21 protein-coding genes are annotated in these 22,030 nt (G+C 48.5%); 10 read left to right on the top strand and 11 right to left on the bottom strand.

Going from position 1 to position 22,030, the window contains the following annotated elements; genetic code table 11:
• Positions 1 to 57 precede the first annotated feature (57 nt).
• Positions 58 to 540, bottom strand: coding sequence for a DUF1648 domain-containing protein (locus H6570_01420; protein ID MCB9317915.1), 483 nt, complete (start codon positions 538 to 540; stop codon positions 58 to 60).
• Positions 541 to 621: 81 nt separating this feature from the next.
• Here H6570_01420 and H6570_01415 point away from each other — a divergent pair, with 81 nt between their 5' ends.
• The gene (locus H6570_01415; protein ID MCB9317914.1) at positions 622 to 1,620 is read left to right on the top strand and encodes an aldo/keto reductase; all 999 of its coding nucleotides are present in this window, start codon (positions 622 to 624) and stop codon (positions 1,618 to 1,620) included.
• A 77-nt stretch (positions 1,621 to 1,697) separates the two neighbouring features.
• Here the strand turns inward: H6570_01415 and ribA are convergent, their stop codons facing one another.
• The 3 genes from ribA to H6570_01400 all read right to left on the bottom strand — a co-directional run bounded on the left by ribA (position 1,698) and on the right by H6570_01400 (position 3,932).
• Positions 1,698 to 2,291, bottom strand: coding sequence for a GTP cyclohydrolase II (gene ribA / locus H6570_01410; GenBank protein MCB9317913.1), 594 nt, complete (start codon positions 2,289 to 2,291; stop codon positions 1,698 to 1,700).
• Between the two features lie 70 nt (positions 2,292 to 2,361).
• Positions 2,362 to 3,111: an FkbM family methyltransferase gene (locus tag H6570_01405; GenBank protein MCB9317912.1), complete on the bottom strand. Its 750-nt coding sequence runs from the start codon at positions 3,109 to 3,111 to the stop codon at positions 2,362 to 2,364.
• A complete protein-coding gene (locus tag H6570_01400) occupies positions 3,096 to 3,932 on the bottom strand; it encodes a sulfotransferase (GenBank protein MCB9317911.1) in 837 nt (278 codons plus the stop codon). The genes H6570_01405 and H6570_01400 overlap by 16 nt, the downstream gene beginning before the upstream one ends.
• A 196-nt stretch (positions 3,933 to 4,128) precedes the next feature.
• Here H6570_01400 and H6570_01395 point away from each other — a divergent pair, with 196 nt between their 5' ends.
• The gene (locus H6570_01395) at positions 4,129 to 4,611 is read left to right on the top strand and encodes a T9SS type A sorting domain-containing protein (protein ID MCB9317910.1); all 483 of its coding nucleotides are present in this window, start codon (positions 4,129 to 4,131) and stop codon (positions 4,609 to 4,611) included.
• Positions 4,612 to 4,620: 9 nt separating this feature from the next.
• The gene (locus tag H6570_01390) at positions 4,621 to 6,945 is read left to right on the top strand and encodes a hypothetical protein (GenBank protein MCB9317909.1); all 2,325 of its coding nucleotides are present in this window, start codon (positions 4,621 to 4,623) and stop codon (positions 6,943 to 6,945) included.
• 157 nt (positions 6,946 to 7,102) lie between these two features.
• Here the strand turns inward: H6570_01390 and H6570_01385 are convergent, their stop codons facing one another.
• From H6570_01385 to H6570_01365, 5 genes are all read right to left on the bottom strand, one after another.
• Complete coding sequence (locus H6570_01385; GenBank protein MCB9317908.1) at positions 7,103 to 7,546, bottom strand: endonuclease domain-containing protein; 444 nt, start codon at positions 7,544 to 7,546, stop codon at positions 7,103 to 7,105.
• Between the two features lie 206 nt (positions 7,547 to 7,752).
• Positions 7,753 to 8,169, bottom strand: a complete 417-nt coding sequence (locus H6570_01380) for an endonuclease domain-containing protein (protein MCB9317907.1) — start codon at positions 8,167 to 8,169, stop codon at positions 7,753 to 7,755.
• A 991-nt stretch (positions 8,170 to 9,160) separates the two neighbouring features.
• Positions 9,161 to 9,826: a leucyl/phenylalanyl-tRNA--protein transferase gene (locus tag H6570_01375; GenBank protein ID MCB9317906.1), complete on the bottom strand. Its 666-nt coding sequence runs from the start codon at positions 9,824 to 9,826 to the stop codon at positions 9,161 to 9,163.
• 11 nt (positions 9,827 to 9,837) lie between these two features.
• Positions 9,838 to 10,155: an ATP-dependent Clp protease adaptor ClpS gene (locus tag H6570_01370; GenBank protein MCB9317905.1), complete on the bottom strand. Its 318-nt coding sequence runs from the start codon at positions 10,153 to 10,155 to the stop codon at positions 9,838 to 9,840.
• A 1-nt stretch (position 10,156) separates the two neighbouring features.
• Positions 10,157 to 10,627, bottom strand: a complete 471-nt coding sequence (locus H6570_01365; GenBank protein ID MCB9317904.1) for a peroxiredoxin — start codon at positions 10,625 to 10,627, stop codon at positions 10,157 to 10,159.
• A gap of 115 nt (positions 10,628 to 10,742) precedes the next feature.
• Between H6570_01365 and H6570_01360 the strand changes: the two genes are divergently transcribed.
• The 3 genes from H6570_01360 (at position 10,743) to hemW (ending at position 13,480) form a co-directional block, all read left to right on the top strand.
• Positions 10,743 to 11,648 (top strand): EamA family transporter, encoded by a 906-nt coding sequence (locus tag H6570_01360; GenBank protein MCB9317903.1) that lies wholly within the window; start codon positions 10,743 to 10,745, stop codon positions 11,646 to 11,648.
• Entirely contained in the window at positions 11,645 to 12,289 is a 645-nt protein-coding gene (locus tag H6570_01355) for an O-methyltransferase (GenBank protein MCB9317902.1), read from the top strand. Before H6570_01360 ends, H6570_01355 begins: the two co-directional genes overlap by 4 nt.
• Before the next feature lie 63 nt (positions 12,290 to 12,352).
• Entirely contained in the window at positions 12,353 to 13,480 is a 1,128-nt protein-coding gene (gene hemW / locus H6570_01350; protein MCB9317901.1) for a radical SAM family heme chaperone HemW, read from the top strand.
• Positions 13,481 to 13,488: 8 nt separating this feature from the next.
• Here the strand turns inward: hemW and scpA are convergent, their stop codons facing one another.
• Entirely contained in the window at positions 13,489 to 15,537 is a 2,049-nt protein-coding gene (gene scpA / locus H6570_01345) for a methylmalonyl-CoA mutase (protein MCB9317900.1), read from the bottom strand.
• A 168-nt stretch (positions 15,538 to 15,705) separates the two neighbouring features.
• On the opposite strand from scpA, the gene H6570_01340 reads away from it, so the two are divergent.
• From H6570_01340 to H6570_01325, 4 genes are read left to right on the top strand one after another with little or no spacing between them, the layout of a single operon-like run.
• A complete protein-coding gene (locus tag H6570_01340) occupies positions 15,706 to 16,944 on the top strand; it encodes an insulinase family protein (protein MCB9317899.1) in 1,239 nt (412 codons plus the stop codon).
• A 9-nt stretch (positions 16,945 to 16,953) separates the two neighbouring features.
• Complete coding sequence (gene cysQ / locus H6570_01335) at positions 16,954 to 17,766, top strand: 3'(2'),5'-bisphosphate nucleotidase CysQ (GenBank protein ID MCB9317898.1); 813 nt, start codon at positions 16,954 to 16,956, stop codon at positions 17,764 to 17,766.
• The gene (locus H6570_01330) at positions 17,756 to 19,054 is read left to right on the top strand and encodes an O-antigen ligase family protein (GenBank protein ID MCB9317897.1); all 1,299 of its coding nucleotides are present in this window, start codon (positions 17,756 to 17,758) and stop codon (positions 19,052 to 19,054) included. Before cysQ ends, H6570_01330 begins: the two co-directional genes overlap by 11 nt.
• Positions 19,051 to 20,151 (top strand): glycosyltransferase family 4 protein, encoded by a 1,101-nt coding sequence (locus tag H6570_01325; protein MCB9317896.1) that lies wholly within the window; start codon positions 19,051 to 19,053, stop codon positions 20,149 to 20,151. The genes H6570_01330 and H6570_01325 overlap by 4 nt, the downstream gene beginning before the upstream one ends.
• 20 nt (positions 20,152 to 20,171) lie before the next feature.
• On the opposite strand, the gene H6570_01320 is transcribed toward H6570_01325, so the two are convergent.
• A complete protein-coding gene (locus H6570_01320) occupies positions 20,172 to 21,989 on the bottom strand; it encodes an excinuclease ABC subunit C (GenBank protein ID MCB9317895.1) in 1,818 nt (605 codons plus the stop codon).
• Positions 21,990 to 22,030: the final 41 nt, after the last annotated feature.

Genomic DNA, 22,030 nt, shown 5'->3' with positions numbered 1-22,030 from the left:
CAAAAGGATATCGTGACAGGCCATCTTAATTAAGGTGGCCTGTTTTATTTAGCTGCGTTACGACTTCCACAGGTACCACCCAATGCCACCAAACAAAACCAGTAACCCAAGCCCCAGCAGAAGCATATTGGCTGAAGATTCCGCCTGTATCGCCAGCTGGATGATAGACCACTGAACAATAAGAAACAGCAAAAGACAGGACATCTTCAGAAAACGCATCAGCTGAATGGCCAATCGATAGGCATTGTATGCATTATCCCTGGTGATCGGTTTGAGGTAATTGAACGTGTGCGGATAGCGCTGAATTATGGAAAGCCCTCCATAGATCACCCCAGCGATGGCGGGGAATATCCAGATGGTATTCCGGCTTCCCCAGCGATCGACTTTTCCGGCGGCGTTTAAATGAACCGGGATCCTTTCCGGCAGTTGAGGCCAGAAATGAATCGTCAGGATACACGCCGTCAGAAGAAATGCTATGGAGATGAATTCCAGCACATAATCATTCATGTCCGGTGGAATTGAAATCCGTGGTCTCTCCATTTGAAAAAATTATCGCGAAATTTGTAACCAGTTACTTTAAAAATACTACTTAATAGCATGAAATTATAAACGACCGGACCTATGGAATACCGTTTATTAGGCAGGACAGGGATACGGGTAAGCCCCCTGGGATTGGGTACCGACAACTTCGCCAATCCAACATCACCGGCAGAGTCGGCTCAGTTGCTCCTGGAGGCTTTGGATGGCGGGATCAACCTGGTGGATACCAGCAACAGTTACGGACAGGGTGAAAGCGAAAAGATCATCGGGCACACCCTCAAGCAGCACCATCGCCGGCAGCAAGTCATTCTGGCAACCAAAGCGTATTACCCCGTTGGGCAACATGTGAATGACCAGGGCAACAACCGGAGACATCTGATCGAGGCATGCGAAGACTCTCTCAGGCGACTACAAACCGACTACATTGACCTCTATCAGTTACACCGCCCGGACGACCTGACACATCCGGAGGAGACATTGTCTGCGCTGGACACGCTGGTTCGTGATGGGAAGGTCCGCTACATAGGTACTTCAACCCACCCGGCTTGGAAGATCATGGAATCTCTGGCCATTTCAGAAAGAAATCACTGGGTGCGCTTCTGTTCGGAGCAATCACCCTATAACCTCCTGGACCGGCGTATTGAAAATGAATTGATACCAATGGCACGGGCCCACCAGATTGCTTTGATAACCTGGTCACCTTTAGCCATGGGCATGCTGGCAGGCCGCTATCCACAGCCGAAAAAGAGACCGGCAGATTCACGGGCCGTAATGCGGGGCAGCATTTACGCCGATCGGGTCACGGAAAAAGCCATTGAAGCCAGCCTGAGTTTTGTTGTCCTGGCCAAAGCCAAAGGATGGGACCCTGCCCAGCTGGCCGTCTGCTGGGTGAAGGATCAGCCCGGCATAACAGCACCGCTAATCGGTCCAAGGTCCATCGAACAACTGCATCATATGATTCCCGTTATGGAAATGAGCCTTCCAGAACCATTGCGGGAAGCCTGTGATAAACTGGTAACCCCGGGTAGCGCAATCGCCAATTTTCACAATTCCGCAACCTGGATGAAATGGCAGTTCTGAGTTTAACTGCCCTACAACTTGTCATTTAGGAATAAGTGGATGTTGTTGGGGCTTGGATTGCCTCCCTTTTAATAAGCTTAACTCAGCTTCAATATGTGGCCCATCAGACTCTTCTTGGTCTCCAGGTAGTAACGGTTTTCCTTACGCGGGGTGATTTCGAGTGGAATGCGTTCAATGACCTCTACATCCGAATGTTCAAAGGCTGTCAATTTGGATGGATTGTTGGTCAGCAGCCTTATCTTCTTGATTCCCAGGTCCTGCAGGATTTCAATCGCCGTTTCATACGTCCTTTCGTCGGCTTCAAAGCCCAGGTGAGTATTGGCGTCTACTGTATTAACTCCCTGGTCCTGAAGATTATACGCTTTAAGTTTATTGATAATGCCTATACCCCGGCCTTCCTGTCGCAAATAGATCAATACGCCTCCATCCTTGCTGATAAGCTCCAGTGATTTTTCCAGTTGTTCCCCACAGTCACAACGATGTGAGCCAAAAAGATCTCCGGTGATGCATTCAGAATGAACACGAACCAGCACAGGTTGAAAAGGGTCAAAATGTTCACTCACAATAGCAAAATGGGGACTCATATCTTCCGGGTCATCGGAATATGCGATCATCTTAAAAACCCCTTGCTCCATCGGAATGATGCTGGCAGCCTGCGCCTTTAAACTCATTTTTCGCTATTGAAGTCCCAAAATTAATACAATAAAAACAAAAAGGACCATTGAGGGTTCTTGACCGGGTTCATTTCACAGTCAGACGAGCATAGATATCTCCTGAGTGCGCGTCCGGATCACGGTCGGCGACCCAGCGCAGGATCTCCTCAGCAGACATCCACCTGTCATAGTTCAGCGTAAAGTATTCACGAAATGAAACATTGTATACATAACTTCCCAGTGTCTCCAGACGCTGAATGCACCGGGTGGATTGTTCTTTCTGGTAGCTGAAGTATTCAAAAGACAGGAATGGCACCTTCGTATGCAGTCCCGCCAATGCTTGGAATTCATAATCTTCCACGTCCAGCTTGATGAAATCAGGGATACCGTATTGATCGATCAACTGTTGCAAGGTCACCACATTCACCAGGTACTCCCGGTCCCATTGTACATCAAACGAGGAACGGTCATGGATGGTCGTGCGCCAGTTAACATCCGACATGGTACTGACCGTCGGCGCTATGGAACTAATGTATAACGCGAGCTGGCCGGGCTGTTCTCCGATGGCATCATTGTGCATGGCAATTTGCGTCTTATTCCTGAATCGCCGTTGCAAATACCTGAACAAGCGTGGATTAGGCTCCAGGGCAACCACGCGGGCTCCCAGGTTCAGCCACGTAGCACTTTGGGCCCCGATGTGTGCCCCGATATCGAAACACAGGTTGCCCGGATGTATCCATTGGTGGTAAAATCGATGGAGGCGCATCCTTTTCACCGGATTATTGTAAATCATGCGTGAGCGCAGCATGCCGATTTCTTGTTTCAATTCGATCCCCATGGTAAACGATATCCTAAATAATCAAATAATGCTTCGTTGTACGGTTCAAAGAAAGAGTCTAGCCTTTCCCGGATCCTTTCAGGAATTTTCTCCGGTGGCGCCTCATTATAGCGAATTTCCGATTCAGACAGGTACGAATCGACCCCCAGCCATCGATAGAGTGATTGCATCGTTTGCATCCGCATATGATGCTCGCCAATGTTTTTAATATCCAGTATCCGTATCCGATCCCAGCCAAATGTTTCGATCCAGCCGGGCAATTTTAGAATATAACACGAAGGGCTCACCAGTTGTCCGTAACGCCCGTATTGCATTGCCTCAATTTCACGTTCTATTTCCATCTCCAATGCGTCCAGCATCCACCCGATGTCCCTGCCCTCTTCCATAAAGCGCCGGAGCATACGATAATGAGAAAAGGTTCGTTCTACCGGGTCCCGCATCATTAAGATCAACTTGATTTCCGGTAAATATTCCTGCAGCAATCGTGGTGAGACATCGAAATAAGTATTGGCACTGGCTTCACCGGTTATAACCAGTCCGGATACCGGCCAGTCATAAGTGACATCTTCTTCGTACAAGACCCCATTTTTGTTGAGCTCCGGCCAGGTCAGCGTGGAAGGAGATCGATCCGACACCGCTGGAAAATTGGCAAGATATTCTTCCCAATGACTGGAAATGTATTCAGGCGTATGGATGAAGAAGTTCGGTTCTTTACGCTTCCCCGGCATGATTTGCGGATGGTCCACCAGATAGCGGAATAATGAGGAGGTTCCACATTTTCGCTCACCGATGATGTAAAAAGATGGGGTCAGGTATGTCATAAGGTTGCCGGTTCAAGGGTAAAGATCAGTGCTTCAAACCCGTAATCAAAATAAGTCAATTTCTCGATTTCACAGCAGACTTTCTCTCTCCCTCATTCGTTAAGTGTATAGTATAAATTACATAAAACCATTATATTTAAAAATCGTAGCTTCGCCGAGCCGTATCATGAATAGTCTGAATATGGAAATTAATACGTTGAAATGGATACTTCTCACCGTTACCGTTGTGCATCTCAGCACGCTGGCGGGACAGTCCCTGGCACCCAGTGTACTGGCTTCTTCCGGTGGTTATGATCAGGCAGAAGGTGGATATTCATTCTCCTGGACGCTGGGAGAAACCATGACGGCTCCTTTAACCAATGGTAATCTGCAACTGACTCAGGGATTTCAGCAACCGGACCTCGAAACGACAAGCGCACGATTCAATTGGGATAACCAGGCAATTACAATTTATCTATTCCCCAATCCGGCCGAAGAAAGGGCTTTCCTGGTACCCTCAGGCGATGGTTCCTTCGCGTACCGGGTAACGTCGGTGAATGGTCAGGTGCTTCATGTGCTTGCCCCCGCACCAGGACAGCGTGAAGTTGACCTTACATCATGGAGCAGCGGACTGTATCTTATCCAGGTATGGAAGGATGATCACCTGCTCGGAAGTCTAAAATTCATAAAAAGCAGATAACACAGACTGATGAAAACGATTTGCATTTTTGCCGCCACGTTGTGGTTCACTACTCTTGCCATGGGTCAGACGCCCATGGGTTTCAGCTATCAGGCTGTAGCGCGCAATGCGGACAATACCCCCATCCGGAATATGGATATTTCGCTTCGAATCAGCATTATAAAATCGTCTCTTACCGGCACGCTTGCTTACCGGGAAACCCACCAGGTTACCTCTAACGATTTGGGCCTGTTCACTTTACAGATTGGGCAGGGGACAGCGGATGAGGGGACATTTGATGCCATTGACTGGTCCGATGGGCCTTATTTTATTCGGGTTGAAATGGATCCTGCTGGTGGAACCGACTTCATAACGATGGGTACGAGTCAATTGCTTAGTGTTCCTTTTGCCAATTACGCAGATCGTGCCGGATATGGAGCGGACGAAGACTCTGATCCGGCGAATGAGTTGCAGGACCTGTCACTGAACGGATCAACTTTGTCCATCAGCAATGGAAACAGTATCACCCTGCCATTTGGGGACTCCATTGATGCCGACCCGGATCCCATGAATGAAATTCAAACACTTGTATACGATACCACCACCCAGCGATTAAGCCTTACCCCCGGATCAGGAAGTCTACTTTTCCCGGTCTCACCCTGGCGTAAATCGACGATCGGGTATTATTATCCTTTCCAGGCCATGGCCATCGGGAGGAGCGAATTTCCGGAAGGTAATCTTATCAATATGTGGAATTCAACGAAATCCGTCGGGCTTGCGATCAATACCAACCGGTCTCTTTCAGATACCACCCGGACCACTGGGATCACTAATACGTTGATACAAAGTGGCCCCGGCCTGGCCATTGGATATAAATCCCTGCTTACCGGAAGCCTGGCAACGCATGGCATCTTACAGGGTTTTGTCAGCCAGGTAGACTTACAGGATTCATCTGAAGCAAATGGATTTGGTTATCAGGCGATCCTGCCGAATTCAGGCAATGGAACCCGCTACGGGTATTATGCAGATGCACCTGGTGCTAAAGGTTATGCCTTTTATGCACAAAGTGGCAGGACTTTTCTCCGCAATACCGGTATTGGCACCACCAATCCGAGCGAAATGCTGGAGGTTAACGGAAATGTGAAATTCAACGGCGCTACCACCAACGGGCTTATCTTCACGGATGGTTCCAAATTGACCAGCGCCGCGAACCTGGACAACGATCCATCCAATGAATTGCAGGACCTTACCCTCAATGTACTCGAAGGAGCCGGCCCTTCCAATCTGGATTTATATCAGCTGGCCCTTACCAATACAACCACGGTGGAACTTCCCTACCTTGATCTGTGGACTCCTACTCTGGCAGCGGGAAATCCTCCCGTTATCACGGAAATATCAACCAATTTTCCGGTCACCACGAATACCATCAATACGTCTTCCATCTATGCCGGCAATACCTACTCGGAGGCCATTACAGTGGGCAGTGATGTGAATGGCCAAATCAAAATAACGCCCAGTAAGTTTGCCTTCAGCAATCCCCTGGGTACCGGAATGGCGCTGCAGGATGATCGGCTACAATACGTCGATCCGGCCAGGGCCAATAATTTTAGCATGCAGTTAACCAATACCAAACTGAATTTCGTCAATAGCGGCGACTGGACTGCCGTTGAACTGGGTCTTAACCAGAGTCAGGGTAAGTTGGCACTTTATCCGGGTACCGGCCTTTCCGCCTACCTGGAAGCCGACATATTAAATGGGAGTCCCTATCTCAACCTGCGCAACACCAGCAGCGTGAACGTTGCCCGGATGTCCATCAATCCTGCTGGAGCGGGATGGTTCGAAACGCGGGGACCCAACGGTATGCTCAATGGTGCCATCACCTCTACCCAGACCAATGGAAACCATGGGGCTATAACAGTCTACGATGAACAGGGACAAAGCCAGGCAGGATTGTTTGTCAATGATGATGGCCAGGGAGTCGTCTTCGCCGATGTGAAAAACTTCCGCACGCCTAATCCGGAAGATCCTTCGGAAGACATCGTATACGCCAGCCTTGAAGGTCCGGAAGCCGCCGCATACGATCGCGGCAGCGCACAGTTAAAAAAAGGGAAAGTGTTCATCCCCTTCAACAAATATTTCAAACTGATCAAATCGGAGGAAGATATGACCATCCAGCTAACGCCACGGTCAGCCGATTCGAGAGGATTAGCCGTTACTGAAATAACGACGGAGGGATTTTGGGTACAGGAATTACACAAAGGCAAAGGAAATTATAATTTCTTCTGGGAGGTCAAGGCCGTACGTAAAGGGTTTGAAAATTACCAGGTCATCCGGAAGCGCTCGGAAGAACGGTAAAACACTAATTAATAAAGAAAAGCACGACCCACCCCTAAATCCCCTCCTGGGAGGGGACTTTGACGCATGCCTTCAAGGTATTTTACTGCCTTTTTTAATGATTTAAACACTACAAAGTGATCCATTGTATTCACCAAGCTAAATCCACTCCATTGCATTACACAATCCCCTCCTGGGAAGGATTGTCATCCTGAGCAAAGCGAAGGAAAAGGGCTGGGTCTTTATCAAAATCGCTATTCTTTTTTATCCATTCTTCAATTACAAACAAAACCCCAGTCATGTTTTTCTTCACATCCTTGTCATCAAATCTCAAAAAATGAACACCTAATAATTCCAGCGTTTTCTGCCGCTTAATATCCAATTTAAACTGCTCATCTCCGTCGTGTGATGTACCATCAATTTCTATAGCAAGTTGTAAATCTTTACAGTAAAAATCCACGATATAACGATCAAGTGGTTTTTGCCTGTCAAAGTCAAAACCCAACATTTGTTTATTCTTAAGTTGATTCCACAACAAGACTTCTGATAAAGTCATGTTCTTCCGCAGCTGCCTGGCAAGATCCACCAAGTATGGCTCGTAGGGTATAATTTTTCGTGGCAATGGAATTGTATTATTTAATGAATAATAAATATAATAAATTCTTTAGTAACCCACCCCTAAATCCCCTCCTGGGAGGGGACTTTAGCGCATGCCATCGAAGATTTATTCTGTCTTTGGTAATTATTCAGCTCAATAATGAGATCCAATGGATGCGCACAACTAATTACTCACCCCAGCATTACACAATCCCCTCCTGGGAGGGATTGTCATCCTGAGCAAAAGCGAAGGAAAAGGGGTGGGTCTTTATCAAAATCGCTATTCTTTTTTATCCATTCTTCAATTACAAACAAAACCCCAGTCATGTTTTTCTTCACATCCTTGTCATCAAATCTCAAAAAATGAACACCTAATAATTCCAGCGTTTTCTGCCGCTTAATATCCAATTTAAACTGCTCATCTCCGTCGTGTGATGTACCATCAATTTCTATAGCAAGTTGTAAATCTTTACAGTAAAAATCCACGATATAACGATCAAGTGGTTTTTGCCTGTCAAAGTCAAAACCCAACATTTGTTTATTCTTAAGTTGATTCCACAACAAGACTTCTGATAAAGTCATGTTCTTCCGCAGCTGCCTGGCAAGATCCACCAAGTATGGCTCGTAGGGTATAATTTTTCGTGGCAATGGAATTGTATTATTTAATGAATAATAAATATAATAAATTCTTTAGTAACCCACCCCTAAATCCCCTCCTGGGAGGGGACTTTAGCGCATGCCATCGAAGATTTATTCTGTCTTTGGTAATTATTCAGCTCAATAATGAGATCCAATGGATGCGCACAACTAATTACTCACCCCAGCATTACACAATCCCCTCCTGGGAGGGATTGTCATCCTGAGCAAAAGCGAAGGAAAAGGGAGCCCCTTTATCCCATACCATCCAAAAAAATATCGCAATCAACAACACACCCCTGAATCCCCTCCAGGGAGGGGACTTTGACGCATGCCATCAAAGAATTACTTTGTCTTTGATAATTATTGAATTCTATAAAGAGATCCATGGGACGCACAGCTAACTCCACCCCCTAGCATTACACAATCCCCTCCTGGGAGGGGAATAAAAGGGGTGGGTCGTGTTAATTTAAAAACAATATTTCTGACGATAATCTTACTTATTTTTTAATTAGTGTAAGAACATTTATCCGCACCCAATATCTCCTCAGTATTACACAATCCCCTCTTGGGAGGGATTGTCATCCTGAGAAAAAGCGAAGGAAAAGGGAGCCCCTTTATCCCATACCATCCAAATAAATATCGCAATCAACTACCCACCCCTGAATCCCCTCCAGGGAGGGGACTTTAGCGCATGCTGTCAAGGTATTTACTGCTTTTTTTAAATATTTTGTACGCATTAAACAGGGTCCATTTGATGCCCCTATCTAACTTCACCCCCCAGCATTACACAATCCCCTCCTAGGAGGGATTGTCATCCTGAGCAAAAGCGATGGAAATGGGAGCCCCTTTATCCCATATCATCCAAAAAAATATCGCAATCAACGACCCACCCCTGAATACCCTCCAGGGAGGGGACTTTGACGCATGCCTTCAAGGTATTTTACCGCCTTTTTTAATGCTTTAATTCTATAAGTTGGATTTATGGGCTTCATCCAGTCAGCTACGATGACCTCATCCAATTGCTGCGCAGATAATCCAGAAATAATTCCCGTGAAATCAATTCCGCACCAAACTGACGTAAATGTGCCGTATCCTGCTGACAATCGATCAATACGATTCCTTCACCCTGCAAATGTTGCACCCACTTGATGAATCCAAATTTGCTGGCATTGGGTACTTCAGTAAACATGGACTCACCATAAAAGACATTACCAATCCGCAGCCCATATAAACCCCCAACTAATTGATCCTCCTGCCACACTTCAACCGAATGTGCGTAACCCATCAGGTACAATTTAATATAGGCTTCTTCCATCTCGGGCAAGATCCAGGTCCCGTCCTGGCCTTTGCGATAGGAAGTACTGCACCGGTGAATAACCTCTGAAAAACATTGATCTGTGGTCCACCGAAACCGGTCCTGGTTCAAATAGGGACGCATGCTCTTGGCAATCTTCAGTTTATCCGGAAAGAGAACCAATCTGGGGTCCGGGCTCCACCAGATGATCGGATCACCCTCCCCATACCAGGGAAAAATCCCAAAGCGGTAGGCTAATAAAAGTCGCTCGGGACTCAGATCCCCGCCAATGCCAACAATACCATCCGGGCTGGCTTCATTCGGATGCGGAAAGACCAACTCATCAGGTGGTATCAGGTAAATCGGGGACATAATCCTCCCGGTTAGGAAGGTTTGGTTTCGTATTCGATTACGGCGGAGAGGCCACGATCGATCAGGGCATCTTTTTTTGGTTTTAACACCTCAAACTGGTCGGTCTTGACCGTAGCCTTGCCCTTAAAATGAATGAGCATACTTAATTGTTCGGCCTGCTCAGCCGTATGCTGACAAATCTCCATCAGGCACTGGATCACCCAATCGAAGGTATTGACGTCATCGTTGTAGACGACCAACTGTGCCTGCTTCCCCAGATCGGTGTCCAGATCCGCCAGGAGTACCTCCTCGTCTTCCTCAAATATTTGCTGCCACAAAGGTCGGGACATATTAAGCTAAGTTTTGGAGCGTCTTCTTGATTTCATTAAAGTTAGGCAGTTCTCCGGCATTTTCCAACACTTCAGCATAGCGAATAATTCCTTCTTTATCGACCACAAAAGCGCTTCGCTTTGCAACTCCCCGCATCCCTAATCCAAACTCTTCGTAGATCGTTCCATAGGCACGAATCATCTCCTTGTTGAAGTCGGATAGCAATGGAAAATTGTACTGTTGAGACTGTTTAAAGGCTGCCAGCGTCTGCGGTGAGTCCACTGAAATAGCCAGAATCCGGGCATTTAATGCCTGATACCAACCCAGCTCATCCCGCATCGAGCACAACTCGGTGGTACAGGTGCGGGTAAATGCCAGCGGAAAAAATAGGATGACCACCGGTTGCCCTTTAAAGTCACTAAGACTAACCGGCTTTTTTTCATCGGAGTATAATGTAAACTGAGGTGCGACCTCTCCTACCAGTAGCGCCATGCTTGCATGAATTTGAGGGGCAAAAATAGAAAAAGTTCCCATACCAGCCAGGATGAAGAACCTCACTCAACAAGCCTGGCACCCAAGCAATTGACTGATCGAGTATATTTACCGGATGAACTGGAAGTCCGGAGAAAAGCGAGCATATCTGGAGCTGCATATCGCAGTCGTATTGTTCGGTTTTACCGCGATCCTGGGTGACCTGATCACGCTGCCCTCGCTGACCCTGGTGTGGTGGCGCGTTTTTCTGGCTTCCATCAGTTTGTACCTGATCATCCGCCCCCGGCAAACGTTGCAAAAGCTTTCCCGGCGCGCCATGCTCCGTTTTATTGGGATCGGATTTCTCGCCGGATTGCACTGGGTAGCCTTTTTCGGGTCGGTAAAACTCTCCAATGCATCCATCACCCTGGTAACGCTTGCCAGCGGCGCCCTCTTTGCCTCCATGCTGGAACCCTGGTTTTTTCGAAAAAAGGTGGCCCCGATGGAAGTCCTGCTGGGATTAATGGTAATCCCGGGCATGTATCTGGTGGTATCCAGTATTGATTTTAGCATGTGGGCCGGCATAGCGGCAGGCCTGGTAGCTTCCCTACTGGCCGTATCCTTTTCCGTTCTAAATAAAAACTACATCAAGGACAGCGACGCCCTGACCATCACATTTCTGGAGATGAGCGGAGCCTGGATCCTGGTCAGCATCCTGCTACCCATTGTGCAATTGGTTGAGCCGGTGCCTCTTGCATTCTGGCCGAGAGATCTGGATTGGGTCTATTTGCTGATTCTGGCGCTGGTATGCACCACGCTAGGCTATGCCATGTCCCTCAATGCACTCAACCATCTGAGCGCCTTCACCACCAGCCTGGCATTAAATATGGAGCCGGTCTACGGCATCATCCTGGCCTGGCTGATCCTTCATGACAATAAAGAACTGAATTCGACCTTTTATCTGGGCGTGATCGTCATTTTGCTGGCGATCTTCAGCCATCCTTTCTTAAAGAAGCAACTACGGAAAAAACAAGCGCTATGAACGATTACCGCGCCATCCAGGATTATTGCGGTGAAATGTCCCGGGAGCAACACCCGCTATTGGAAGCACTGCAGCGGGAGACGTATCTGAAGACCATCTACCCGCAGATGCTCTCCGGCCATCTCCAGGGGCAGGTCCTGCAGTGGATCACGGCCTGGGTTCGGCCACAGCATGCGTTGGAGATTGGCACCTTCACCGGGTATTCGGCAATCTGCATCGGTATGCAGCTGCCGGAACATGGCCATCTGGACACCCTGGAAGCCAATCCAGAGTACCGGCACATCTCCGATAAATACATACACGAAGCCGGACTCGAATCCAGGATCACCTGCCATCAAGGAGATGCCCTGACCTTATTGGCCGGTCTGCCAGGCCCTTTCGATCTGGCTTTTCTCGATGCGAACAAAAGGGAATATCCCGCGTATTTCGAAGCCATATTGCCAAAAATGAATCCTGGCGGAATTATCCTGGCTGATAACCTGCTGTGGTCGGGGAAGGTCATCGATGATCCGGATGACCCGGATGCACGTATTTTGAGGCAATTCGCGCTACAAGTCAAGAACGATCACCGGGTGGAATCCCTACTATTGCCTGTTCGTGACGGACTGCTTCTGATTAAAGTTTTGAAGGTTGAAGGTTGAATGTATGGAAACATCCCCCTTTATCCCCCTTCAAAGGGAGAATCCGTTATCTAAAAAATCGTGATGTCTGGTATATACATCCATATCCCCTTCTGTAAGCAGAAGTGCCATTATTGCAACTTCCATTTCAGTACTTCCAGGCGACTACAACCACAAATGGTGGAGGCATTAGTCCGGGAGCTGGAAATGCAACAGGATTACCTGGAGGGAGCGAAGGTAGGAAGCATCTATCTGGGGGGCGGCACCCCATCCCTGTTGACTTCTGAAGAACTGGACCGGCTGTTTGCAGCTATCCACCAGCTGCACTCGGTGGACGCTGGGGCCGAGATCACCCTGGAGGCCAATCCTGACGACATCACGCCGGAGACGCTGCAATTTTGGAAATCCATCGGGATTAACCGGCTGAGTGTTGGCATCCAGTCCTTTCACGATGCCGACCTGCAATGGATGAACCGCGCGCACGATTCCCGCCAAGCCCGGCAATGCCTGGAGTGGATCGCTGCATCCGGAATTCCGCAGCTTACGATGGATCTGATCTATGGCAGCCCCACCACCAGCATGAAGGACTGGGAGGAAAACCTGAATCTGTTTTTGGAATATGCCATCCCGCATCTGTCCGCATACTGCCTGACCGTAGAACCCCGGACTGCCCTCGCCGGTATGATCCGTAATGGCAAAAGCGATGCACCTGACGATGACCTTGCTACCGAGCAATTTCTATTCCTGATGGATCGCATGGAAGCTTCCGGATACGATCATTACGAGATCTCCAACTATGGCAAGCCCGGCCATCATGCCAGGCATAATACCAGTTATTGGCAAGGAATCCCTTACCTGGGCGTCGGTCCGTCCGCACATTCGTATAATGGTACTACCCGTCAATGGAATGTGGCTCACAATCCCCAGTACATCAAAGCCATCCTCGAGGAGGATAAAATACCTTACGAGCAAGAAACGCTGGACCTCCCCACCCGCTACAACGAATACATCATGACCGGACTGCGGACGATGTGGGGTATTTCCATCCATCACATTAAAGAAAATTTTAATGAATACTTCGCTTTATTCTCCCAGGAACTACAACGACTTAATCAGGAAGGCATGGTCAAACAGATTGAGGATCAGGTGGTTCTTACCGGGGCAGGAAAGCTGCAGGCGGATGGGGTGGCGTCGCGGTTATTTATAGTCTGAATTCCTCCCTACTTTAAAAACAGATCCAGCAGCTGAATTGCTGCCTCAGGGATGTGGGTACCCGGACCAAATACCGCCACTACGCCGGCAGCAAACAACGCCTCATAATCCCGCGGTGGGATCACTCCGCCGGCGATGACCAGGATGTCTTCCCGGCCAGCCTGCTTCAGGGCTTCGATGACCTGCGGGATCAGCGCTTTGTGAGCCCCAGCCAACGATGAGATCCCGATGAAATGGACGTCGTTATCCACCGCCTGGCGGGCAGCTTCTTCCGGTGTCTGAAAGAGTGGTCCTACATCGACGTCAAAACCCATATCGGCAAAGCTGGATGCGATGATGCGGGCACCGCGGTCATGGCCATCCTGACCCAGCTTACATACCAGGATACGCGGGCGACGGCCATAGCGCGATTCAAAGGCATCGGCCCTGGCAATAGCTAGTTTGAATTCCGAATCTTGTTCCATGGTTTTTGCATATACGCCCTGGATGGTGTCCACCTGCGGCTGATAACGGCCGAAAGCTTCCTCCATGGCCATACTTATTTCACCCAGCGTCGCCCGGGCACGAGCAGCCACCACTGCGGCTTCCAGAAGATTACCGGACCCATCCAAGGCAATTCTTTCCAGTTCTTGCAAGGCGTTGGCTACAGCATGCTCATCGCGGGTACGCCGTATCCGGTCCAGGCCGGCCAGCTGGTTGGTTAAAACGTCTTCCAGCGAAACCTCCAGCAACTCCACCTCCGTCGTCTCATCCACCTCATAGCTATTAACCCCTACGATTGGATAGGTACCGCGATCGATACGCGCTTGCTTCTCGGCAGCCATGGCTTCGATGCGCCGTTTAGGCAGTCCGGTTTGGATGGCTTTGGTCATCCCGCCCAACTCTTCAACTTCCTTAATGTAGGCCTCTGCTTCCCGGATCAGTTCCAGGGTCCTTTTCTCCAATGCCTCCGAACCGCCCAGGACATCGATGGTCTGGCAGATGTCTGTTTCCCGCTGTAGGTATAACTGGGTGTCACGGGCAATCCGGGCGGAGAAATCGGTAGGGAGCGCCAGTGCTTCATCCAGCGCATTGGTATGTAATGATTGGGTGCCCCCCAATACCGCAGCCATGGCTTCGATACAAGTGCGGGCCACATTATTAAACGGATCCTGTTCGGTGAGGCTCCAGCCTGACGTCTGGCAATGCGTGCGCAGCATCCGGCTCTTGAGATTCTTAGGTGCAAAGGCACTCATCAGGCGGTCCCAAAGAAATCGTCCGGCACGCAACTTAGCGATCTCGGTCAGCCAGTCCATGCCAATGCCCCAGAAAAAGGAGATACGCGGCGCAAAATCGTCCACATCCAGTCCGGCTTTGATGCCCGTGCGCACATATTCTAAGCCGTCCGCCAGGGTATAAGCCAGTTCCAGCGCTGCGGAGGCACCGGCCTCATGCATGTGATACCCACTCACACTGATGGAGTTGAAGCGAGGCATGTGCTGTGACGTATAGGCAAAGATGTCGGCAACAATGCGCATGGATGGCTCCGGCGGATAGATGTAGGTATTGCGCACCATGAATTCCTTCAGGATGTCGTTCTGGATGGTGCCGGCTAATTGTTGCGGCCCGACACCCTGTTCTTCGGCGGCCACCAGGTAAAAAGCCATAATGGGGATGACTGCACCATTCATGGTCATCGACACCGACATGTCCTGCAGTGGAATGCCATTAAAAAGGATTTTCATATCCTCGACGCTGTCGATAGCTACACCAGCCTTTCCGACATCACCCTGTACGCGGGGATTGTCCGAATCATAGCCCCGGTGGGTAGGCAAATCAAAGGCCACCGATAAGCCTTTTTGGCCGGCAGCCAGATTGCGCCGGTAAAATGCATTGCTTTCTTCTGCCGTAGAGAAGCCAGCATATTGGCGGATCGTCCAGGGTCTGCCCAGATACATGGAAGCATATGGTCCGCGCGTAAACGGGGAACGTCCGGGGAGGCCCGGATCCGGCAGATTGGAGTCCTTGCGAGCACTATACTCCAACTTCAGGGACTTATTTCTCCAGGGATTGGACATGCCTAAAATTAGTGAGATTTTAGAGATTAGTCATCAGCCATTCAATACTTGACCATTGACGTTAGAATTTAGTTGACAAGGTAAAGGTAATAGCAGGTTAACCGTGATACCTAAAATTCAACATTCAACAGTCAACCTTAAACCTTTTAATAATAACTTTGCCGGTTCATGCAGATACCCTACACATACGAAATATTACCGAATGGATTGCGGGTCATCCACCACCAGGATGTATTCTCCAAACAGAGTGCGGTCAGTTTGCTTTATCAGGCAGGATCACGATATGACCCTCATCAGCGGACCGGAATGGCACACCTGTTTGAGCACCTGATGTATACGGGCACGCGGCGCTTCAGCAGTTACGACAAAATTCTGCAGCTGGCTGGCGGCGATGGGAATGCATTTACCAACCAGGACATCGCCTATTATTACGCCTTATTCCCCGCTGTGAATCTAACATCCTACCTCGAGCTGGAAGGTGACCGGATGACGAATTTGCGACTAAGCCAGCGAGGCCTGGACACCCAGCGTAAAGTGGTCATTGAGGAATGGAAAGAGACCTGTCTCGACGAGCCGTTTGGGGATGTACTGCATTTACTTTGTGAAGCCATCTACGAAGATCATCCCTACCGGTGGCCGGTGATAGGTTACGACGATCAGGACATCCGACGTATAAACCGTGATGATGTCGCCTATTTCTATCAGCAATATTACCAGCCAGGGCAAACGGTATTGGCCATAGCTGGCCCACAATCGTGGCAGGAAACCCGTGAGTCGGTACTGCATTATTTTGGCAGCTTGCCAGGTTATCCTGTTGGATCTGCCGCACTCACTCCATATCAATATACCAAGGGTTTTCAGGAAATCATTAAACCGGTCGACGTATCCCAGACGGTAATTTTTGTAGCATTCATGATGCCTGGTCGCCGGGACCCGGATTATGTAGGCCTGGATTTCTGGAGTCAATGGATGTCGCAAAATATTTCCAGCCCTCTATACCAGGACCTGATCAAAAAACGGCAATGGCTGCTCGATATTGACGTTTATCTCACGGGAGGAATGGAGCACGGCCAGTTTATGATCGAGGCCCATTTGCTGCCAGACAGCTCAGTGGACAAGGTGTTAAAACGCATCTGGTGGCATCTGGATCAGGTTAAAAATGGCCGATTTAAGCCGGGAGGTATCCAGGCGGTCAAACATAAACGGGAAAATGCCTTTGAATTTCAGGGCATCCATCTGGCAAGGAAGCTTTCTTTGTTATCCGAGTCAACGTGGCTGGGCTATCCCGAAGCTTATCTGGACTATCACCGGCAATTCATGGATCGTTCAATACCGGAATTAATGGACATCGCGAATAAATACTTCGTGCCGGAACAATGTGTGACACTTATCTATGAAGGAAAATAAAATTGCACTATGATTCACCCTTATATACCAGGTTTGCTGGAAATTGGCCGAAATGCTGCAGATGAAATTCTGAATATCTATGCGCAGGAAAATCTGTTTGTAGAGATCAAGGGGGATAATTCACCATTAACAGCTGCTGACCGGGCTGCTCATAAAATCATCAAGGCCGGCTTAACCAATCTGACTCCGGAAATCCCGATGGTCAGTGAGGAAGACGAGAGCAATTGGTCCACCATGCAATGGCCAGTAAATGAAAAATATTGGGTCATCGATCCTTTGGACGGCACCAAGGAATTCATCAAACGCAATGGGGAGTTTTCAGTCAATATTGCATTGGTGGAAAATGGATATCCAATTGTAACCGTTGTCGTATTACCGGCTCACTACTGTACCTACTATGCTGCATCCGGGAAAGGCAGTTTCCGCCTGGACTGGGGCTCCGGTCAGACGGAACAAATCAAGGCCAAACCCGCCAATCTTCAAGACCAGGCATTACGGGTGGTGGTATCCCGCTCCCACCTGGATGATACTACAAAAAGCATTCTTGCCGGACTGAATGAGCCGGTTCCAACTCCTTTGGGTGGATCGATGAAGTTCACGCGCATTTCTGAAGGACTAGCTGATTTTTATCCCCGTTTTGGCCCTACCATGGCCTGGGACACGGCGGCACCGCAATTGGTACTGGAAGAGGCCGGTGGACACCTGTTGGATTGGGAAACCAAACAGCGCAAACAGTATCTTCGCCAGGGCCTTAAAAATGGTTACTTTGTAGCAGCCGGGAAACTGGAAGGTCTGGACGAATTCATGCATTATGCGCTTTAGACTGACGAAGGATCAATCTGTTTATTACACGTTTGCGGCAATGATTGCCGGACTGCCTTTTTCCAAGGCGCTTAGTTCGGTAGCGCTCACCTTTTTGCTTTTACTGGCGCTTCCTGATCTCATCCAATCGGGTTCAGCAATCTGGCGCAAGTACCGCACATTTTTCGCCGTCAGCGGCCTGTTGGTTTTTTATCTGATCAGTGTTCTGTATTCCGATCAATTGACCACCGCATTGAAGTTTTGTTATCAACAGAACATCTTACTGACCTTACCTCTGATCTGGGTGGCCCACCGGGAACGCCTGCTCCCCCACCTGACTGGATTCCTGAAGTTATTTATTTATGCTTGTGGGTTCACCAGTGTCGTAACATTGTTGCTGTTTGTATTGCCGGAAGCAACGACCAGCTGGATAAGTAATCACGTGCCCGGTCTGAATCCCTACGAATACCTTGAGAGCCGGATTAAATTTGGTTTGTATAGCCCATTCATTGACCGGTTGCATTTTAGCTATTTGCTGGGGTTGGCTTTATTGGGACTATTGTGGATGCGGCAAAAAAAGATCTGGAGTGAATGGATTACCGGCAGCGCAATTATCATCGTCACCACTTTTCTATTCCTTGGCGGACGTGGCGCACAACTCGGGCTTTTATTGATCCTGTTTATCTGGATCTGGAAATGGGTTGAAAGCACCTATGCCAATCCAAATCAATGGAATACTGCCAAGAAATGGGGCCTGGGCACCATCCTGTTTATTGGTTATTTCGTTTTAGCGCCAGCCCTATTATTTCAAACACTGGAACCGGTAAAAGCTCGCTATGATCAACTCTTTTGGGAGATGAAATTGTTGCAAAATGGCGAATACAAACAATGGGATTACCGGCATTTTACCACCTTGCGAAGGTTGTTATCCATTAAAAATCATTATCGCCTGATCGCAGGGCATCCTTTGACGGGAGTCGGAGTTGGAGATTACCGGCGTGACTTGCAGGATGCCTATAACGAAGACCGGGATATCGGACTTGATCTGGATGCCAATGCGCACAATCAATTTTTGTTTATCTGGGCAAATGCCGGGTTACTGGCATTTGGCTATTTTATCTGGCTACTGTATTTCGTAGGAAAGAAAGCTATGAGAATCGTTGATAGCTGGACCCGAACCCTGGCTGTTTCTGTCCTGATCTTCTTTGTTTTTCTGCTATTGTTTGATGTTTTTATCATTTATCAGATCGGGGCAATGGTCTTTGTTCTGAGCATTTGCCTGATCCTTGAAGGTTCTGCCAGGCCATGAAAATCCTGCACATCTCATCCGCATTGACCTGGCGCGGAGGCGAACAGCAAATTGCTTATCTGGTGGAAGGATTGCATAAAATGCAGGCCGAACAATTCGTATTCTGTCCGGAGGGCTCTCCACTGGCTTCCTGGTGTCAAACCCATCAATGGCCCCATGAGACCTATCCTAAAGCTAACCTCAGTCCAAAGGTGGTGCGGCAATTAATCCGGTTGGTTAAAAGGATCCAGCCTGACCTGATCCATTTGCACGATTCACATGCCCACACCTATGGCGTCCTGGCAAATACATTTTCGGAACACAAAACTCCTCTCGTACTCCACCGTCGCGTAGATTTCCCCATCAAACCAAACATTTTCTCCCGCTGGAAATACAATCACGCCAGCATTAAAACCATAATGTGCGTCTCTGAATTCATCCGGCAGTTATTGTTACCTGATATTCGCCGGAAAGAAATCGTACATACCGTCTACAGTGGCATAGACCTGGACCGTTTTGGGTCACCCAAGGATCCTGCCAAAGGACTTAGGAGCACCTTTAATGTACCGGAGGATCATTTAATCATTGCCAATATTGCCTCTTTGGCTCCACATAAGGATTATTACACCTTTGTGAATGTTATTAAGGTTCTAAAACAGGCAGGAATTCGTGCGACTTATTTCGCCATTGGAGGAGATGGTGGTGAAATGGCACAGGTTAAAGCTTATGCCATCCGGGCAGGCATGTCTGATGAGCTGATATTTACCGGATTCCGGCCGGATGTAGCGGACCTGGCCCAGGACATCGATATCCTCCTGGTGACCAGTAAAGAAGAGGGCCTTTGTACAACCATCCTGGATGCATTTTCAGGGGGAATTCCGGTGGTTGGTACTATGGCCGGAGGCATTCCGGAACTGGTTAAAAATGAGGAGACCGGACTGACTGCTCCCATTAAAAATGCAGAAGAATTAGCTGGCCAGGTCATCCGGATGTTAGATGATCAAACGCTAAGAGACCGCTGTATCACCAATGCTAAAAAATTCGTCCGGCAATTTGGGTTCGACTCGATGACTTCTCAGGTATTTCACCATTATATGAACATCCTGGGACATCCCTGACCAAATCATGCATCCGTAACTTATTCCTCTTCGCTGGTGTCCTCTCCGAAATATTGCTTTACACGGACCGCAGGCCTTTTGCCAATGACCTGTTCCAACTCGGCAAGGGTGGCTTTCCTGATCTGCCTGACCGAATGGAAGTGTTTTAGGAGCTTCTCCGATGTCTTGCCACCTACTCCGGGAATTTCGGTGAGTTCCGTCTTGATAAAATTTTTTGACCGCTGATTCCGGTGGAAGGTGATGGCGAACCGATGCGCTTCGTTGCGGATCTGCTGGATCAAAATCAAGGACTCGGATTTTTTGTTGATGTACAACGGATAGGGATCCCCCGGCATAAAGATCTCCTCCAACCGCTTGGCGATTCCAATCACCGTTACTTTAGACAAAATGCCTAATTCCTGCAAACTCTCCACTGCGGCATTGAGCTGCCCCTTACCTCCATCGATGACGATCAGTTCCGGTAGTTGGGTTCCTTCATCAAGCATCCTCCGATAACGCCGAAACACAACTTCTTGCATGGATGCGAAGTCATTCGGTCCTTCGACGGACTTAATATTGAATTTCCGGTAATCGCTTTTGGAAGGTTTAGCATTTTTAAAGACCACGCAGGAAGCCACAGGATTCGATCCTTGAATATTGGAGTTATCAAAACATTCGATGTGGAATGGCACCTTGTCCATCTGCAGGTCCTTCTGTAAGGTCGTCAGCACCCGTTCTGCTTTCGTCTGCCGTTTGGTACGAGTCGCCTTTTCCTGGTTAAGTTGCTGCATGAAGAATTGTGCATTCTTCATGGATAAATCCAGCAGTTTCTTTTTGTCTCCAATTTTCGGGACGATCACCTTCAGAGAACTATCCGCCACTTCTATGGGTATAGGAACGATAATTTCGGTGGCATTGCTGCTGTAACGCTCCATGATGCGGTCTACGGCATAAGTCAGGATATCTTCCGGTTCCGCATCCAGATTGATGGCAAACTCAAAGGTATTGGTGTAGATCATGGCCCCGTTGACTATACGCAGATAATTAACGAACGCCGTCTGTTCATCGTGAACCAGGCTGAACACATCCACATTGGTAACGGAAGTGCTGACGACAGTACTTTTAGCCTGATAATCTTCAAAGACAGCAAGTTTTTCCTTTACAGACTGGGCTTTCTCAAACTCCAGGTTTTCGACATGCTGTTCCATCTGGTTATTCAGATGTCTTTTGACTTCACCAAAATTACCCTTTAGCACATTGGATACCTGATGGATCCGGTCCATGTAGGTGGCCTCGTCCTCCAGGCCCTCGCAAGGGCCATTGCATCTCTTGATATGGTATTCCAGGCAGATTTTATACTTGCCCTTCGCAATGTTGTCAGCCGTGAGCGGGTAATTGCACGTACGGATAGGAAATAAGGTACGGATCAGGTCCATGATGATTTTTGTCCGGGCCTTGGAAGTATAGGGCCCAAAATACGTTGAACCGTCACGTATGAGCCTGCGGGTAAAAAATACCCGGGGGAAGGGTTCGTTCTTAATGCACAGATAGGTGTAGTTCTTGCCATCCTTCAACATCACATTGAAGCGAGGCAAATGCCTTTTGATGAGCGTATTTTCAAGGAGGAGTGCATCACTTTCATTGTGTACAATGATAAACTCCAGGTGGTCGGCCATTTTGACCAGCGTGCGGGTTTTATACGCCTGGTCCTTGCGATTGGTAAAATAGGAGGCGACCCTTTTTTTGATGTTTTTCGCTTTTCCTACGTAGAGGATGGTATTGTCTGCGGCTTTAAACTGATAAATACCCGGGTCGGTGGGTATGGTATCTCTGATCGATTCATAGTCCGCGTACTTCATAAATGACAAAGATAAAAACAAAAAGAGGCACTTATACAAGT

The sequence above is a fragment of the Lewinellaceae bacterium genome, from assembly GCA_020636135.1.
GTDB lineage: Bacteria > Bacteroidota > Bacteroidia > Chitinophagales > Saprospiraceae > JAGQXC01.
The sequence above is the reverse complement of the archived record's forward strand: the minus strand, read 5'-3'. Positions and strand labels throughout refer to the sequence as shown.

Coding starts and splice junctions, on each gene's coding strand:
- H6570_01405 (MCB9317912.1), bottom strand. CDS start 3,111: ATGGGGATCGAATTGAAACAAGAAATCGGCATGCTGCGCTCACGCATG.
- scpA (MCB9317900.1), bottom strand. CDS start 15,537: ATGTCCAATCCCTGGAGAAATAAGTCCCTGAAGTTGGAGTATAGTGCT.
- H6570_01360 (MCB9317903.1), top strand. CDS start 10,743: ATGAACTGGAAGTCCGGAGAAAAGCGAGCATATCTGGAGCTGCATATC.
- ribA (MCB9317913.1), bottom strand. CDS start 2,291: ATGAGTTTAAAGGCGCAGGCTGCCAGCATCATTCCGATGGAGCAAGGG.
- H6570_01400 (MCB9317911.1), bottom strand. CDS start 3,932: ATGACATACCTGACCCCATCTTTTTACATCATCGGTGAGCGAAAATGT.
- H6570_01320 (MCB9317895.1), bottom strand. CDS start 21,989: ATGAAGTACGCGGACTATGAATCGATCAGAGATACCATACCCACCGAC.
- H6570_01390 (MCB9317909.1), top strand. CDS start 4,621: ATGAAAACGATTTGCATTTTTGCCGCCACGTTGTGGTTCACTACTCTT.
- H6570_01355 (MCB9317902.1), top strand. CDS start 11,645: ATGAACGATTACCGCGCCATCCAGGATTATTGCGGTGAAATGTCCCGG.
- H6570_01375 (MCB9317906.1), bottom strand. CDS start 9,826: ATGTCCCCGATTTACCTGATACCACCTGATGAGTTGGTCTTTCCGCAT.
- hemW (MCB9317901.1), top strand. CDS start 12,353: ATGTCTGGTATATACATCCATATCCCCTTCTGTAAGCAGAAGTGCCAT.
- cysQ (MCB9317898.1), top strand. CDS start 16,954: ATGATTCACCCTTATATACCAGGTTTGCTGGAAATTGGCCGAAATGCT.
- H6570_01370 (MCB9317905.1), bottom strand. CDS start 10,155: ATGTCCCGACCTTTGTGGCAGCAAATATTTGAGGAAGACGAGGAGGTA.
- H6570_01365 (MCB9317904.1), bottom strand. CDS start 10,627: ATGGCGCTACTGGTAGGAGAGGTCGCACCTCAGTTTACATTATACTCC.
- H6570_01325 (MCB9317896.1), top strand. CDS start 19,051: ATGAAAATCCTGCACATCTCATCCGCATTGACCTGGCGCGGAGGCGAA.
- H6570_01330 (MCB9317897.1), top strand. CDS start 17,756: ATGCGCTTTAGACTGACGAAGGATCAATCTGTTTATTACACGTTTGCG.
- H6570_01420 (MCB9317915.1), bottom strand. CDS start 540: ATGGAGAGACCACGGATTTCAATTCCACCGGACATGAATGATTATGTG.
- H6570_01340 (MCB9317899.1), top strand. CDS start 15,706: ATGCAGATACCCTACACATACGAAATATTACCGAATGGATTGCGGGTC.
- H6570_01415 (MCB9317914.1), top strand. CDS start 622: ATGGAATACCGTTTATTAGGCAGGACAGGGATACGGGTAAGCCCCCTG.